The organism is Muricoccus vinaceus (genome assembly GCF_042433125.1).
GTDB classification, from domain to species: domain Bacteria; phylum Pseudomonadota; class Alphaproteobacteria; order Acetobacterales; family Acetobacteraceae; genus Roseomonas; species Roseomonas vinacea.
Genome location: NZ_JBHLVZ010000043.1, coordinates 83,613 through 97,350, shown reverse-complemented (window position 1 = coordinate 97,350; position 13,738 = coordinate 83,613). Strand labels below are relative to the sequence as shown.

At 72.4% G+C, this 13,738-nt stretch carries 13 protein-coding genes; 6 read left to right on the top strand and 7 right to left on the bottom strand.

Translation table 11 applies throughout. The features are described from left to right. Positions 1-163: 163 nt before the first annotated feature. The 7 genes from ACFFIC_RS15700 to leuC form a co-directional block, all read right to left on the bottom strand. Complete coding sequence (locus ACFFIC_RS15700; RefSeq protein ID WP_377051975.1) at positions 164-1,186, bottom strand: amidohydrolase family protein; 1,023 nt, start codon at positions 1,184-1,186, stop codon at positions 164-166. A gap of 102 nt (positions 1,187-1,288) precedes the next feature. Beyond that, positions 1,289-3,361 (bottom strand): acetate--CoA ligase family protein, encoded by a 2,073-nt coding sequence (locus ACFFIC_RS15695; protein ID WP_377051973.1) that lies wholly within the window; start codon positions 3,359-3,361, stop codon positions 1,289-1,291. Beyond that, the gene (locus tag ACFFIC_RS15690; RefSeq protein WP_377051971.1) at positions 3,358-4,173 is read right to left on the bottom strand and encodes an enoyl-CoA hydratase/isomerase family protein; all 816 of its coding nucleotides are present in this window, start codon (positions 4,171-4,173) and stop codon (positions 3,358-3,360) included. Before ACFFIC_RS15690 ends, ACFFIC_RS15695 begins: the two co-directional genes overlap by 4 nt. An 11-nt stretch (positions 4,174-4,184) precedes the next feature. Beyond that, positions 4,185-5,150: a D-2-hydroxyacid dehydrogenase family protein gene (locus ACFFIC_RS15685; RefSeq protein ID WP_377051969.1), complete on the bottom strand. Its 966-nt coding sequence runs from the start codon at positions 5,148-5,150 to the stop codon at positions 4,185-4,187. A 10-nt stretch (positions 5,151-5,160) separates the two neighbouring features. Beyond that, positions 5,161-6,153, bottom strand: a complete 993-nt coding sequence (locus ACFFIC_RS15680) for a Bug family tripartite tricarboxylate transporter substrate binding protein (RefSeq protein WP_377051967.1) — start codon at positions 6,151-6,153, stop codon at positions 5,161-5,163. A gap of 109 nt (positions 6,154-6,262) precedes the next feature. Next, a complete protein-coding gene (gene leuD, locus ACFFIC_RS15675; RefSeq protein ID WP_377051965.1) occupies positions 6,263-6,889 on the bottom strand; it encodes a 3-isopropylmalate dehydratase small subunit in 627 nt (208 codons plus the stop codon). Next, positions 6,889-8,298, bottom strand: coding sequence for a 3-isopropylmalate dehydratase large subunit (gene leuC, locus ACFFIC_RS15670; RefSeq protein WP_377051963.1), 1,410 nt, complete (start codon positions 8,296-8,298; stop codon positions 6,889-6,891). The genes leuD and leuC overlap by 1 nt, the downstream gene beginning before the upstream one ends. Positions 8,299-8,420: 122 nt before the next feature. Here leuC and ACFFIC_RS15665 point away from each other — a divergent pair, with 122 nt between their 5' ends. Genes ACFFIC_RS15665 through ACFFIC_RS15640 form a run of 6 tightly spaced genes read left to right on the top strand, consistent with a single transcriptional unit; the run spans position 8,421 to position 13,738 of the window. Then, the gene (locus ACFFIC_RS15665; protein WP_377051961.1) at positions 8,421-9,251 is read left to right on the top strand and encodes a GntR family transcriptional regulator; all 831 of its coding nucleotides are present in this window, start codon (positions 8,421-8,423) and stop codon (positions 9,249-9,251) included. A 7-nt stretch (positions 9,252-9,258) separates the two neighbouring features. Further along, positions 9,259-10,464, top strand: coding sequence for an ABC transporter substrate-binding protein (locus tag ACFFIC_RS15660; RefSeq protein ID WP_377051959.1), 1,206 nt, complete (start codon positions 9,259-9,261; stop codon positions 10,462-10,464). Further along, positions 10,464-11,336, top strand: a complete 873-nt coding sequence (locus ACFFIC_RS15655) for a branched-chain amino acid ABC transporter permease (protein ID WP_377051957.1) — start codon at positions 10,464-10,466, stop codon at positions 11,334-11,336. The genes ACFFIC_RS15660 and ACFFIC_RS15655 overlap by 1 nt, the downstream gene beginning before the upstream one ends. Next, positions 11,333-12,298, top strand: a complete 966-nt coding sequence (locus tag ACFFIC_RS15650; RefSeq protein WP_377051955.1) for a branched-chain amino acid ABC transporter permease — start codon at positions 11,333-11,335, stop codon at positions 12,296-12,298. The genes ACFFIC_RS15655 and ACFFIC_RS15650 overlap by 4 nt, the downstream gene beginning before the upstream one ends. Further along, the gene (locus ACFFIC_RS15645) at positions 12,295-13,044 is read left to right on the top strand and encodes an ABC transporter ATP-binding protein (RefSeq protein ID WP_377051953.1); all 750 of its coding nucleotides are present in this window, start codon (positions 12,295-12,297) and stop codon (positions 13,042-13,044) included. Before ACFFIC_RS15650 ends, ACFFIC_RS15645 begins: the two co-directional genes overlap by 4 nt. Then, the gene (locus tag ACFFIC_RS15640; protein WP_377051951.1) at positions 13,037-13,738 is read left to right on the top strand and encodes an ABC transporter ATP-binding protein; all 702 of its coding nucleotides are present in this window, start codon (positions 13,037-13,039) and stop codon (positions 13,736-13,738) included. Before ACFFIC_RS15645 ends, ACFFIC_RS15640 begins: the two co-directional genes overlap by 8 nt.

The window sequence follows — 13,738 nt, the reverse complement described above, 5'->3', positions numbered from 1 at the left end:
GCCGCACCGGGAGCCGCGAGCGCGGCAAGGCCGGCGGCCGCGGCCTGTCTGCGGGTGAGCATGCTGGACCTCCCTTGCTCTCGTGGCGCGCCGTTGAACCGGCGTCGCGTTCCTTGTTCCGCGCCGGGCGGCCGGGGCACCCCGCCCCGCTGCCCGGCCGTGCTCAGCGCGGGGCGAGGCCGAAGAAGGCCTCGGCGTTGCGGTGATTGATCTTCAGCCGCTGCTCCTCGGGCATGTCGATGCTTTCCAGCACCTTGATCGTCTCGCGGATGTAGCCGGGCCCGCGCTCGGGATCGAAGGGGCAGTCGGAGGCGAAGAGCACCTTGTCGGCACCGTAGAACTCCAGCCCGCAGACGGTGGCCGCGCGCGAGCCGAACACGGCGCTGTCGGCATACATGTCCTTGAAGTACTCCAGCGGCCGCCGCTTGAGCCCGGACAGCACGCCCGACAGGTCCTCGTCCGTGGTGCGCTTGCCCAGCTGGTCCCAGCCGGGCCCGACGCGCCCCTCGAAATAGGGCACCATGGCGCCGAGATGGTGGGCCAGGATCTTGAGCTCGGGCAGGCGGTCCATCACGCCGCCGAAGACCAGCCGCGCCATGGCGGCCGAGGTCTCGTAGGGCCAGCCGAAGGTCCACCAGATCTCGTACCTGGACTTCTCCTCGGTGACGTAGTCCGTCACCTCGTTGCCGCGCGAAGGATGAAGACAGACGGGCTTGCCGTGCTTCGCCGCCGTCTCGAAGATCGGAAAGAAGCGCTCCTCGTCGAGCGGCGCGCCGCCGACGTTGCTGTGGATCTGCACGGCATTGGCGCCGAGGTCGCGAAAGGCGCGCTCGGCCTCGCGGACGGCCGCGTCCGGGTCGTTCATGGGAAGGGCGGCGGCATAGCCCGCGAAGCGGTCGGGATGCTTCCGCACGAGCTCCGCAAGCCCGTCATTGGCGAGCTTCGCCAGATCCACCGAAACGGCGGGCGTGCCCAGCTTCTCCAGTGGCGGCATGCCCAGCGAGATCACCTGGCTGTAGTCGTGCTGGCTGAACTGATCCATCACCCGGAAGCGCTCCTCCAGGTCGTAGATCGCGGGAATGCCGCGCATGCGGGCCCCGATGCCGGCGCCGGCCCCCTCCAGCGTCAGGATCCGGTCCCACAGCGCCTTGGGAAAGAAGTGGCAGAAGGCATCCACGTAGCGCACGGCGTTTCCTTTCTTGCTTGGCGGCGGGAAGGATGGGCCGCGCCGGCGCCCGACGCCATTCCGCATGGCTTCGGTCAGCCATAGGCCCGGGCTATGGCGGGGTCAGGCCAGCACCACCAGCCCGTCCAGCGCCCGCACCCCCTGCCCTTCCGGCAGCACCACCAGCGGGTTGATCTCGGCCTCCAGCAGCCGCTCCCCCGTGGCCTCGGCCATGGCGGCGAAGGCAAGGATGGCGTCCACCAGGGCAGCCCGGTCGGCGGGCGGGGCGCCGCGGAAGCCGGTCAGCAGGGGCAGGGTCCGAAGCTCGGCGATCATGCCCTCCGCATCCCCGCGGGTGAGCGGGGGCAGACGGAGCACGGTGTCCTGCAGCAGTTCCGCCGTGATGCCGCCCATCCCCAGCAGGAAGACCGGGCCGATCTGCGGGTCGCGGTGGAAGCCGAGGATCATTTCCACCCCGCCGCCCACCATCTCCTGCACCAGGAAACCCTCGGGCGCCGGGGCGCCCGCGCGGGAGAGGGAGTCGAGCATGGCCTCCGCGGCCGCGGGCAGCGCCTCCGCGGCGAGCCCCACCTTCACCCCGCCCAGGTCGCTCTTGTGCAGGATCTCGCGGGACAGGACCTTGAGCACCACCCGCTCGCCCAGGCCATCCGCGGCGTTGAGGGTGCCGGCGGGGTCGGGGGCAACCACCTCCCGCGTCACGGGCATGCCGAAATGCGCGAAGAGCACCTTGCTCTGCGCCTCGTTCAGCGGGCCGGAAGGCATGGAGGCCAGGAGCCGGTGCGGAACGGCGGCAGGCGCGGGCGCCGCCAGGACCGGCACGGGGCGCGGCTGAAGGGCGGCGAGCACCGAGGCGCAGCTTTCCGGCGCCGTGAAGGCGGGAATGCCCTGGCCGTTCAGCAGCCGCGTGATGGCGGGCGCGTGGGGGCTGACATAGCAGAGCAGCGGCTTGGCGCTGCGCCCCTGGCATTCCACCACCGCATCCGCCACCAGGCTGGGCTGCGCCAGGGCCGAGGAGCCGACGATCACCACCGCCGCGTCGTAGGACGGGCTTTCCAGCAGGGCGTCGATGGCGCCGCGGAACAGGTCCGGGCGCAGCCCGGCCAGGGTCACGTCCACGGGGTTCCGCATGGCCGCGGGGTCGCCCTCCTGAAGCGCGGCGAGGCGCGCGGCGGTCGCGGCATCGGGCTCGGGCAGGTCGAAGCCGGCAACGCCCAGGCTGTCCGCCAACAGCGTCCCGGCCCCGCCGGAGGAGGTGAGCACGGCCACCCGCCGCCCCGCAGCCCGCCGCCCGGCCACCAGCGCGGCCGGGATGTCGATCAGGTCGCCGAAGGTCTCGGCCCGGATCACGCCGCACTGGCGGAACAGCGCGTCATAGACCCGGTCCGCACCGGCCAGCGCGCCCGTGTGGGAGCTGGCGGATCGCGCGCCGGATTCCGAGCGGCCGACCTTGAACACCACGATGGACTTGCCCGCGGCGGCGGCCCGCAGGGCCGCGGCGCGAAAGGCATCCGGCCGGCGCAGCCCTTCCATGTAGAGGACGATGACGGCGGTGGCCTCGTCCTCCACCAGGTGGTCCAGCAGGTCGGTGCTGTCGATGTCGGCCTCGTTCCCGGTGGAGGCCAGCTTGGCGAAGCCGATGCCGCGGTCCGCCGCGCGGGAAAGAAGCGAGCCCAGGATGCCCCCGCTCTGGGAAACGACCGAGATGCGCCCGGCCGGCAGCTGCCCCACCTCCAGCGCCCCCGAGGCCGAAAGGGTGATCCGGTCGGTCAGGTTCACCAGCCCGATCGTGTTGGGGCCAAGGAGCCGCATGGCGCCGGCCGCCTCCACCAGAGCCTGCTGCCGCCGGATGCCTCCCTCGCCGGTTTCGGCATAGCCGCCGGCGAACACCACGGCGGCGGCGGTGCCGCGCTCGGCGAGCGCGCGGATCGCGGGCTCCGCGCGCTCGGGGCCGAGCAGCACGATGGCGGCGTCGGGCGCTTCCGGCAGCGCTGCGACATCCGGGTAGCAGCGCAGCCCCGCGATCTCCGCCGCGCGCGGGTTCACGGGATAGATGGCGCCGGCGAAGCCGTGGCGGAGCAGGTAGTTCACCGGCCGCCCCGTCATCTTGGAGGCATCCGCCGAGGCGCCGACCACGGCGACGCTGCGCGGGCTGAGAAGGCGGGCGATGGCCGTCACGACGCGCCGCCCCTGCGGGCCGCGCTGCGGGCGAGGAAGGCCGCGACGGAATCCAGGTGGTCCTTGGACGAATAGCAGATCGCCTGCGCCTGGCTGCCGAGGGAGAAGACCTGCTCCGCCGTCAACTCGAAGCTCTGGTCCAGGATGGTCTTGCTCAGCGCGATGGCGCCCGGCGCGGCCAGGGAAAGCTCGGCCGCCCAGGCCCGCGCATCGGCCAGCAGCGTATCGGCCGGGGAAACGCGGTCGATCATCCCCAGGCGCAGCGCTTCGTCGGGCCGGACCGTGCGGCCGGAGAAGATCAGCTCCTTCGCCCGCGCCAGGCCGACGCGGCGCGGAAGGAAGTACATCCCACCCCCATCGGGCACCAGGCCGCGCAGGACGTAGCTCATGGCAAGCGTCGCCGTGTCCGCGGCCACGACGAAGTCGCAGCACAGGGCGAGGTCGCAGCCCAGCCCCGCCGCAGCGCCGTTCACGGCGGCGATGGTGGGCTTGGGCAGGGTGTGCAGCGCCGAGACCATGTGGTGCGTGCGGTGCTGCCGCCGCCAGCCGTTCATCGCGACCTCCCCGGGCGGGACGCTCAGCCGGGCCTGCATCCCCTTCACGTCGCCACCGGAGCAGAAGCCCTTGCCGGCGCCGGTGATCACCAGGGCGTGGATCGCGTCGTCGCGCGCGACCCGGTCCAGGGCGGACAGGATCTCGCCGCGCATCGCGTCGTCGATGGCGTTGCGGACCTCCGGGCGGTTGAGCGTCAGCGTCGCGACGGAACCATCCGTCGTCAGGGTGATGGCGTCGAAGGGAGCGTCTGGCTGCAAGGTCGGGTCCTTCACGGGGTTGCCAGGGGGCGCGGCAGGGAAACGCCCGCGTTCCAGGCACGCAGGGCTTCCACGGCGCCCTCGAAGTAAAGCCGGTGGTTCTCGGCCGTGGCATAGCCGAGATGCGGGGTGAGGATGGTGCGCGGGGCCGACAGAAGCGGATGGCCGGGCGGCATGGGCTCGGGGTCGTGCACGTCGATGGCGGCGCCGCCCAGATGGCCGGAGCGGAGGGCGGCCAGCAGCGCCTCCTGGTCCACCAGCCCGGCGCGGGCGGTGTTCACCAGCAGGGCGCCGGGCTTCATGGCGGCCAGCTCCGCCGCCCCCACCACGCCGCGGGAGCGCGGCCCGAGCACGAGGTGAAGCGTCACCACGTCGGCGGCGCGGAACAGCGCCTCCTTCTCCACGCGGCGCGCACCGGCCTCGGCCGCGCCCTCCGCCGTCAGGTTCGGGCTCCAGGCGATCACCTCCATGCCGAAGGCGCGGCCGAGTGCGGCGACCTGCCGGCCGAGCTTGCCCAGGCCCAGCACCCCCAGCACCGCGCCCGAGAGGCTGCGCCCGGTGCCCGTGTGCCACCGGCCCTCGCGCAGCGCCGCGTCCTCCCAGGGCACGCGGCGGGCGAGCGACAGGATCAGCGCCCAGGTCATCTCCACGGTCGGCGTCGGGAGGGAGGCCGTGCCCAGCACGGGGATGCCGCGCGCGGCGCAGGCCTCCATGTCCAGGGTGCGGTTGCTCATGCCGGTGGTCACCACCAGGCGCAGGGCCGGCAGGCGCTCGATCAGCCTGCGCGGCAGGGCCGTGCGCTCGCGGATCAGCACCAGCGCGTCGAACCCCGCCAGCCGTTCGGCCAGGGCGTCCTCGCCGGACAGGTGGTCGCGGAAGACCGTGACGGGCAGGCCGGACCAGTCCGCCGAGGCGCGGGCGGCAGCGGCGAAATCGTCCAGCACCGCGACGGCGGCGAGAGGCGGGCGCCCGGGCAAGCGGCGCGCCCTATTCGCTGCGCATGTTGGCGCGGCGCACGACCTCGGCCCAGCGCTCGCGGTCCTCGGCCAGGAAACGGCCATAGGCCTCGGGCGATTCGCTGGGCTCCACCTCCACGCCCTCGTCCAGCAGGCGCTTGCGGGTGGCTTCCTCCGCCAGCACGGCGTTCAGCGCGGCGTGCAGGGCCGCGACCCGGTCCGCCGGCAGCCCCTTGGGCCCGACCAGCCCGTACCAGGTCGAGGAAACGATGCCGGGATAGCCCTGCTCCGCCGTGGTGGGGATATCGGGCATGACGGCGGACCGCGCCGGGGCGGCAACGGCGATCGCGCGCAGCCCGCCGGATTCGATGTGCGGCTTCAGGGGCGCCAGGGCATTGGTGATCATGCTCAGCCGGCCCGCCAGCACGTCGGTCAGCGCGGGCCCGGTGCCGCGATAGGGCACGTGCTCCAGCTCCACCCCGAGCGTCAGCGCGATCATGGCGGGCAGGGCATGGCCCGTGGTGCCGACACCCGGGGAACCATAGGTGAGCGGCGGCTTGGCGCGCAGCGCCGCCTCGCGCAGCTCCGCCAGGGTGCGCGCGGGCACGGAAGGGTTCACCGTGATGACGTTGGGCGCCTGCCCGACGAAGCCCACCGGGGTGAAATCGGCCAGCACGTCATAGGGCACGCGCGGCTGGACCAGGCTGCTGATCAGGAAGCTGCCGCTGCCCGCCAGCAGCAGCGTGTAGGCATCCGGCCGCGACTTCGCGACAAGGTCGTTGCCGAGGATGCCGCCGGCGCCGCCGCGGTTCTCCACAACAACCGTCTGGCCGAGGCGGGCGCCCATGCCCTCCGCGATCAGGCGGCCCACCACGTCGTTGCTGCCGCCGGTGGCGAAGGGGATCACGAGGCGCAGCGCGCGGTCGGGAAAGCGCTCCTGCGCCAGGGCGGGCCGGGAAAGGACGGAACAGGCCAGGGCCGGCAGGGAAAGCGCGGAAAGACGGATCGCGGTACGGCGCTGCATGGCGGCATTCCTCCTCGCCCGGGCCTGATCGCCGCCACGGTGCGTCTCGATCCCCCCAGGATGCGCCGGGCGGCGCCCTCCGGCCAGGGGTAGGACCGGCAACGGGGTTTCAGCCGGTGCCGGTGCCCTCCGGCAGCCAGGCCCAGGGGCGGCGGGCCTGGTCCACCCTGGCGAAGCCCTCGATCGCGGCGGCGTGGCTCATCGTCAGGTCCACGTCGCTCCAGCCGTTCAGCAGCTTGGTCCGCCAGACCGGGTCCACCGCGAAAGGCCAGCGCTGCTCCCCGGCCGAAACGGTGCAGGCCTCCAGGTCCACCACCACCTCCAGCCCGCCCGCCTCCAGCCAGCCGAGCAGCGCCTCCGCCGCCGTCTCCTCCAGCCGCGCGGGCAGGAGGCCGTTGTTCACGGCGTTGCTGCTGAAGATGTCGCCGAAGCTGGGCGCCAGGACGCAGCGGAAACCCCCATCCACCAGCGCATAGGCCGCGGCCTCGCGGGACGACCCGCTGCCGAAGTTGCGGCGCGCGACCAGGATGCCCGCCCCCGCGCGCTCCGGCCGGTTCAGCGGGAAATCGGGCAGCGGCGCGCCGTCCGGCCCCGCGCGCAGGTCGTGCAGCAGGAAGTCGCCATAGCCCGCGCTGCGCGGCCGGCTCATGAAGCGGGCGGGAATGAGCTGGTCCGTGTCCACGTTCGCCATGGGCAGCGGGCAGGCGGTGGCGGCGAGAACGCGAAAGGGCTGCATCAGGCGCGCCCCTCCAGCAGTGGGCGCACATCCGTCAGGTGCCCGGTGACGGCGGCTGCGGCGACCATGGCGGGCGACATGAGGTGCGTGCGCGAGCCCTTGCCCTGCCGCCCCTTGAAGTTGCGGTTGGTTGTGGAGGCGCAGCGTTCCCCCGCGGCCAGCAGGTCGCCGTTCATGCCGACGCACATGGAGCAGCCGGATTCCACCCATTCCAGCCCGGCGTCGCGGAAGATGCGGTCCAGCCCCTCCTCCTCGGCCTGGCGCTTCACCGGGGTGGAGCCGGGGGAAACCAGGCCGGGCACGCGGGCGCGGCGCCCGGCGAGCACGGCCGCCGCCGCGCGCAGGTCCTCGATCCGGCTGTTGGTGCAGGAGCCGATGAAGACGCGGTCGATCGCGATGTCCGACACGCGCTGCCCGGCATGCAGGCCCATGTAGTCCAGCCCGTCGCGGATCTGCTCGGCGCGCGCGGGATCGGCGGCGCGGTCGGGGTCGGGCAAGGTCGCGTCCACCGGCAGCGCGTCCTCCGGCGTCACGCCCCAGGTGACGACCGGCACGATCTGCGAGGCGTCCAGCGCGACCTCCCGGTCGAAGGCGGCGCCGGGGTCGCTGGGCAGGGCCATCCAGGCCTCGGCCGCGCGTTCGAAATCCGCCGGGGCGAAGGGGCGGCCGCGCAGAAAGGCGAGGGTGGTGGCATCGGGCGCCACCATGCCGCAGCGCGCGCCGCACTCGATGGACAGGTTGCACAGGGTGAGCCGCCCTTCCATCGAAAGCCCCCGGATGGTGGATCCCGCATATTCCAGCGCATGCCCCTGCCCTCCATCCGCGCCCAGCCGGGCGATAACCGAGAGCGCGACGTCCTTGGCCCCGATGCCCGGGCCCAACTTCCCCTCCACCGTCACGCGCATCCGCTTCGGCCGGCGCTGCCACAGGGTTTGCGTCATCAGCACATGCGCGACCTCGGACGCCCCGATGCCAAAGGCGAGCGCCCCGAAAGCCCCGTGGGTGGAGGTGTGGCTGTCGCCGCAGACGATCGTCAGGCCAGGCAGGGTCAGCCCCTGCTCGGGCCCCACCACATGCACGATGCCCTGGCCGGGATTGTCCAGGCCAAACAGCCTGAGGCCGTGATGCGCCGCGTTGGCCGAAAGCTGCTCCACCATGTGGCGCACGCTGCTGTCGGCGATGAAACCGCCGCGGCCACGCGTGGGCACGTAATGGTCGGCCACCCCGATGTTCAGCGCCGGCCGTGCCACCTCCGCGCCGCGCGCCTTCAACTGGTTGAAGCCGTGATGCGAGCCTTCGTGAAAGAAGTGCCGGTCGATCCACAACAGCGCCTGCCCATCCTCGCGCGAAAGGATGGCATGGGCGTCCCAGACCTTGTCGAACAGCGTGCGCGGGGCGTGTTCCGCCATGCGTCGTTTCCCCGTTTTCTGCCGGGCGAGACTAAGCGCCGGAAAAGGCTTGATGCAATCCTCCTGTTCTGTAACCTAGACAGCCTGCGGTCTTGATTACAGGACAGGGAGGGAACAATCGGTTGAGCGCGGCGGTTGAACCCTTCAAGGCGCGCCGGATCTATCTGGTGCTGCGCGACCGGATCGCGAGCGGGCTGCTGCCCGCCGGCACGCGCCTCCCGGGCGAGCCCGACCTGGCCGCCGAGCACGGCGTCGCCCGCGTGACCATGCGCCGCGCGCTGGACCAGCTGGCGCGCGACGGGCTGGTGGAGCGCCGGCCGGGGGTCGGCACCTTCGTGCGCGGCGGCACGGCCATGCCCCCCACCGCGGTGGATTTCTCCGACGTCTTCTCGCACCTCAAGGAAATGGGGCGCCGCACCGAGGTTCGCCTTCTCTCCTTCGGCTACATCATGCCCCCGCCCGATGTCGCAACGGCGCTGGACCTTCCTCCGGGAGAGGCCGCGCAGCGCGCCGTCCGGGTGCGGCGCATGGCGGAGGGCCCCTTCTCCCACCTGACCACGCATGTCCCGGGGCGCATCGGCCGCACCTATTCCGAGGCGGAGCTGGGAAGCCAGCCGCTGCTGGCCCTGCTGGAGCGGTCCGGCACCGGCATCGGCCACGCGCGGCAGAGCATCGGCGCGACACTGGCCGGGCCGGAGGTGGCGGGCGCGCTGGAGGTCGAGATCGGCGCCCCGCTGATCGCCCTCACCCGCCTGGTGCAGGACGAGGAAGGGCGGCCCGTCGAGCACCTGCGGGCACTCTACCGTCCCGATCGCTTCTCCTTCGAAATGCAGCTCCAGCGCACGGGGGCGGAGGGCGCCCGCCGTTGGAGCCCGGTGGCCCCGCCCACCACCCAGGACCCGGACGACACTCCCACAAGCGGGCACCCGGCCCGCGGCACCGCGAGAGGATAGCGCCACCATGACGAATCCCCACCTCCCCCGCCGCGCGCTGCTCGGCGCCGGCGCCGGCCTGCTGGCCATGCCGGCGGTGCTGCGCGCCCAACCCGCCGCCGTGAGGATCGGCGTCCTCCAGCCCCTGACCGGCGCCCTGGCCCAGGATGGCGAACTCGGCCGCTTCGGCGCGGAACAGGCGGCGGCCTTCATCAACGCCAATGGCGGCCTGTCCGCGCTGGGCGGCGCCAAGGTCGAGCTGGTGGTGGCCGATGCCCGCTCCAACCCCGAGGCCGGCGCGCAGGAGGTGGAGAAGCTGCAGGGCGAGGGCGTGGTCGCCATCGTCGGCGGCTTCGCGAGCCCCATCTGCCTCGCGGCCAGCCAGGCCGCCGCCCGCTACGACCTGCCCTATGTCGTCGATGTCGGCGTCGCCGACCAGATCACCGCCCGGGGCCTTGCCAACACCTTCCGCTTCGCGCCGGGCTTCGCCGCCGTCACCTCGGCGGCGGTGGAAAACCTGGTCCGCCTGAACGACGGCGCCGGCAAGCCCTGCAAGACGGTGGTGCTGGTGCACGAGGACGGCCTCTTCGGCTCGGGCCTCGCCCGCCTCATGGCCACCGAGCTGCCGAGGCACGGCTTCGAGGTGCTGGAGACCATCCCGCACCCCACCCCCGCGCGCGACATGAACAACATCGCGCTCCGCCTCCGCTCGCTCCGCCCCGACCTGCTGATCCCGTCGAGCTACTACGGCGAGTTCGTGCTGCTGGCCCGCACCATGCGCCAGCAGCGCATCCGGCCGAAGGGCATCTACGCCGTCCTCAACGGCGCCGCCTCGAACTACCGCTTCGTCAAGGAATTCCCGGACGCGGCGCTGGGCGTGATGGACTGCAACCACTGGCAGGACCCGAAGAACGCGGAGGCGATCGCGCTGAAGGCGGCGGCCGACACCGCCGGCAAGTTCTGGGGCTACAACATCCCGCTGAACTATTCCTGCGTGAAGCTGGTGGCCGATGCCGTGAACCGCGCCGGTGCCGCCGACCGTGGCCGCGTGACGCAGGCGCTCGCCGCCTCCGACTATTCCGGCCACATCATGCCCTATGGCCCCACCCGCTTCGTCAACGGCCAGAACCAGGGCGCACGCCCCGTCAACACCCAGGTGCAGGACGGAGACATCAAGGTGATCTTCCCCGCCGAGGTCGCGAACGCCCGACCCGTTTTCCCGATCCAGGGCTGATGTTCCCGCCCGCCCTGATCGCGGAAGCGGCGGTCAACGGCCTGCTGGCGGGCGCGGCCTACGCGCTGGTCGCGCTCGGCCTCACCCTCGTCTACGGCGTGCTGCACATCGTGAACTTCGCGCACGGCGCCCTGCTGACCTGCGCGATGTTCGCGGCCTGGGGGCTGCACGCCGCCTTCGGCCTCGACCCCTACCTCTCCATCCCGCCGCTCGCCCTGGCCTTCTTCGCCTTCGGCTACGCGTTGCAGCGCTGGGTGATCGGCCCCTCCAGCCATGGCGACGACGGCAACACGCTGCTGGTCACGCTCGGCCTCTCCATCGTGCTGGAGAACGCCCTGCTCGCCCTCTTCCGCTCCGACACCCGAACGCTCGGCGGCGATGCCGGCTTCGACGTGGTGGAGGTCGGCCCCATGCTGCTCTCCCGCCCGCGCCTGATCGGCTTCGGCGTCGCGCTGCTGACGGCCGCCCTGCTCTGGGCGCTTCTCTCGGCCACCGACACCGGCCGCGCCATCCGCGCGGTGGCGAAGGAGAAGCTCGGCGCGCAGCTCGTCGGCATCGATCCGCGCCACGTTTATGCCGTCACCTTCGGCCTCGGCTGCGCCTGCCTGGCCGTCGCCGCCTGCCTCCTGTTGCCGACCTTCTACGTGAACCCGCGCGTCGGCAACGCCTTCGTGCTGGTGGCCTTCACCATCGTCGTGCTGGGCGGCATGGGCTCCATCCCCGGAGCGCTGCTGGGCGGCCTCTTCGTCGGGCTGGTGGAGAGCCTGGGCGGCCTCTTCCTCGGCGACAGCCTCGGGCAGCTCGGCATCTTCGTTATCTTCATCCTGGTGCTGCTGTTCCGCCCGACCGGGCTGTTCGGAGCAAAGGCATGAAGGCCCGCGACATCCTCCCTGGCCTGCTCGTGCTGGCCCTGCTGGCCCTCGCACCGCTCGTCGCGTCCAACGCGGCGCTGAACTTCCTTCTCTCGTCCCTCATCGTGGCCCTCGCCGCGCAGGGCTGGAACCTGCTCGGCGGCTATGCCGGGCAGCTCTCCTTCGGCCACGCGGCCTTCTTCGGCACGGGGGCCTACGCCACGGCCATCCTGCAGCTTCGCTACGGGGTGAATGCCTGGGCGGGGCTGGCCATCGGCGTCGCGCTCGGGGCGCTGGTGGGCTGGATGATCGGCTTCCTTTCCTTCCGCGCGCGGCTGCGCGGCTCCTATTTCGCGCTGGTCACCCTCGCCTTCGCGGAGGTGCTGCGCATCCTCGCCAACGCCTTCGACCTCACGGGCGGCGCGGCGGGCCTGCTGATCCGCATGGCGCCCGGCGCCGCCAACCTGCAGTTCCCCTCCCGCGCCACCTTCCTCTGGCTGGTGCTCGCCATCGTCGCCGCCGTGCTGCTGCTGACTGCATGGATCGCCGGTGGCCGCATGGGCGCCCGCCTCGTCGCCGTCCGGGAGAACGAGGATGCCGCCCGGGCGCTCGGCGTCGATGCGCTGCGCGTGAAGCTCGGCGCCATCGCCCTGTCCGGCGGCATCACCGCCGCGGCGGGATGCCTCTATGCCCAGAACTTCCTCTACCTCGACGCCAACATCGCCTATGGCACCTGGATCTCGGTGGAGGTGCTGATCGCCTGCATCCTCGGCGGCAGCGGCACCGTGCTCGGTCCCGTCATCGGCGCCCTCGCCCTCCACGGCGCGGGAGAAGCCGCGAAGATCGCGCTGAACGGCATCGCGGGACCGGTGCCCGGCATCGACCTGATGCTCTTCGGCGCGCTCCTGATCCTGGCGGTGGCCTTCCTGCCGCAGGGCGTCATGGGCGGGCTGCGCCGGGCAGCACGGGGGTTGGCACGATGAGCCTTCTGGTGGCCGAGGGCCTCTCCCGCCGCTTCGGCGGGCTGCTGGCCGTGGACAACGCCTCCCTGACCGTGCCCGAGGGTGGGCTGGTCGGGCTGATCGGCCCCAACGGCGCGGGCAAGACCACGCTGTTCTCCCTTCTCTCCGGCTTCCTTCCCCCGAGCGCCGGCCGCGTCACCTTCGCCGGCACGGACGTGACAGCCGAAGTCCCGCACCGCCGTGCGGCGCTCGGCATGGCCCGCACCTTCCAGATCGTGCAGCCCTTCGCCGGCCTCACCGTGCGCGAGAACATCGCCGTCGGCGCCTATCTCCGCCACGCCGCCCGCAGCGAGGCCACCCGCCTCGCCGAGGCCGTGGCGGCCGAGGTCGGCCTCGCCCCCATGCTGGATGCCCAGGCCTCCTCCCTGACCGTCGCCGGCCGCAAGCGCCTCGAACTCGCCCGCGCGCTCGCCACCGAACCCCGCCTGCTGCTGCTGGACGAGGTGCTGGCCGGCCTCAACCCGTCGGAGGTGCGCGACATCATCCCGGTGATCCGCGCCATCCGTGGCCGCGGCGTCGCCATCCTGATGATCGAGCACGTCATGCAGGCCGTGATGAACCTCTGCGACCACGTCCACGTGCTGGCAGGCGGCCGCATGATCGCCGCGGGACCACCACGCGAGGTCTGCGCCGACCCGATGGTCGTCGAGGCTTACCTGGGCCACGGCGCTGCGGCCCGCATCGCCGCGGGCGGCACCCATGCTTGAGGTGAAGGGCCTCAGAGCGGGCTACGGCGCCGTGGAGGTCCTGCGCGGCCTCGACATGGCCGTGTCGGACGGCGAGATCGTCGCCGTCCTCGGCGCCAACGGCGTGGGCAAGACGACGCTGAACAAGGTTCTCTCCGGCGTGCTGCCCGCGCGGCAGGGCGAGATCCGTTTCGGCGGCATGCGCCTGGATGGAGCCACCCCCGCCGCGATCGTGGAAGCCGGGCTGATCCACGTGCCCGAGGGCCGCCGCATCTTCCCGAACATGAACGTGCGCGAGAACCTGGAGCTCGGCTCCTACCGCCGCGGCCGCCCGCAGCGCGCCGCCAACCTCGAGCGCGTCTTCGAGACCTTCCCCCGCCTCCGCGAGCGCGCGCGCCAGTTCGCCGGCACCCTCTCGGGCGGGGAGCAGCAGATGCTCGCCATCGGCCGCGGCATGATGGCCGAACCCCGGCTGCTGATCCTCGACGAACCCTCCCTCGGCCTCTCTCCCCTCCTGGTGGAGGAGATGTTCACCCTGATCCGCCGCCTCAACGCCGACGGCCTGCCCATCCTTCTGGTGGAACAGAACGTCGTCCAATCCCTCGAGATCGCGACGCGCGGCTTCATCCTGGAGAACGGCACCTTCGCCATGAGCGGCCCCGCCGCCACCCTCCGCGACGATCCCGAGCTGCGCCGCATCTACCTTGGCCTGTGA

Excerpts from the sequence above, each read along its gene's own strand:
- ACFFIC_RS15650 (WP_377051955.1), top strand. The coding sequence starts at position 11,333 with ATGAAGGCCCGCGACATCCTCCCTGGCCTGCTCGTGCTGGCCCTGCTG.
- leuD (WP_377051965.1), bottom strand. The coding sequence starts at position 6,889 with ATGCAGCCCTTTCGCGTTCTCGCCGCCACCGCCTGCCCGCTGCCCATG.
- ACFFIC_RS15640 (WP_377051951.1), top strand. The coding sequence starts at position 13,037 with ATGCTTGAGGTGAAGGGCCTCAGAGCGGGCTACGGCGCCGTGGAGGTC.
- ACFFIC_RS15645 (WP_377051953.1), top strand. The coding sequence starts at position 12,295 with ATGAGCCTTCTGGTGGCCGAGGGCCTCTCCCGCCGCTTCGGCGGGCTG.
- ACFFIC_RS15655 (WP_377051957.1), top strand. The coding sequence starts at position 10,464 with ATGTTCCCGCCCGCCCTGATCGCGGAAGCGGCGGTCAACGGCCTGCTG.
- ACFFIC_RS15680 (WP_377051967.1), bottom strand. The coding sequence starts at position 6,153 with ATGCAGCGCCGTACCGCGATCCGTCTTTCCGCGCTTTCCCTGCCGGCC.
- leuC (WP_377051963.1), bottom strand. The coding sequence starts at position 8,298 with ATGGCGGAACACGCCCCGCGCACGCTGTTCGACAAGGTCTGGGACGCC.
- ACFFIC_RS15660 (WP_377051959.1), top strand. The coding sequence starts at position 9,259 with ATGACGAATCCCCACCTCCCCCGCCGCGCGCTGCTCGGCGCCGGCGCC.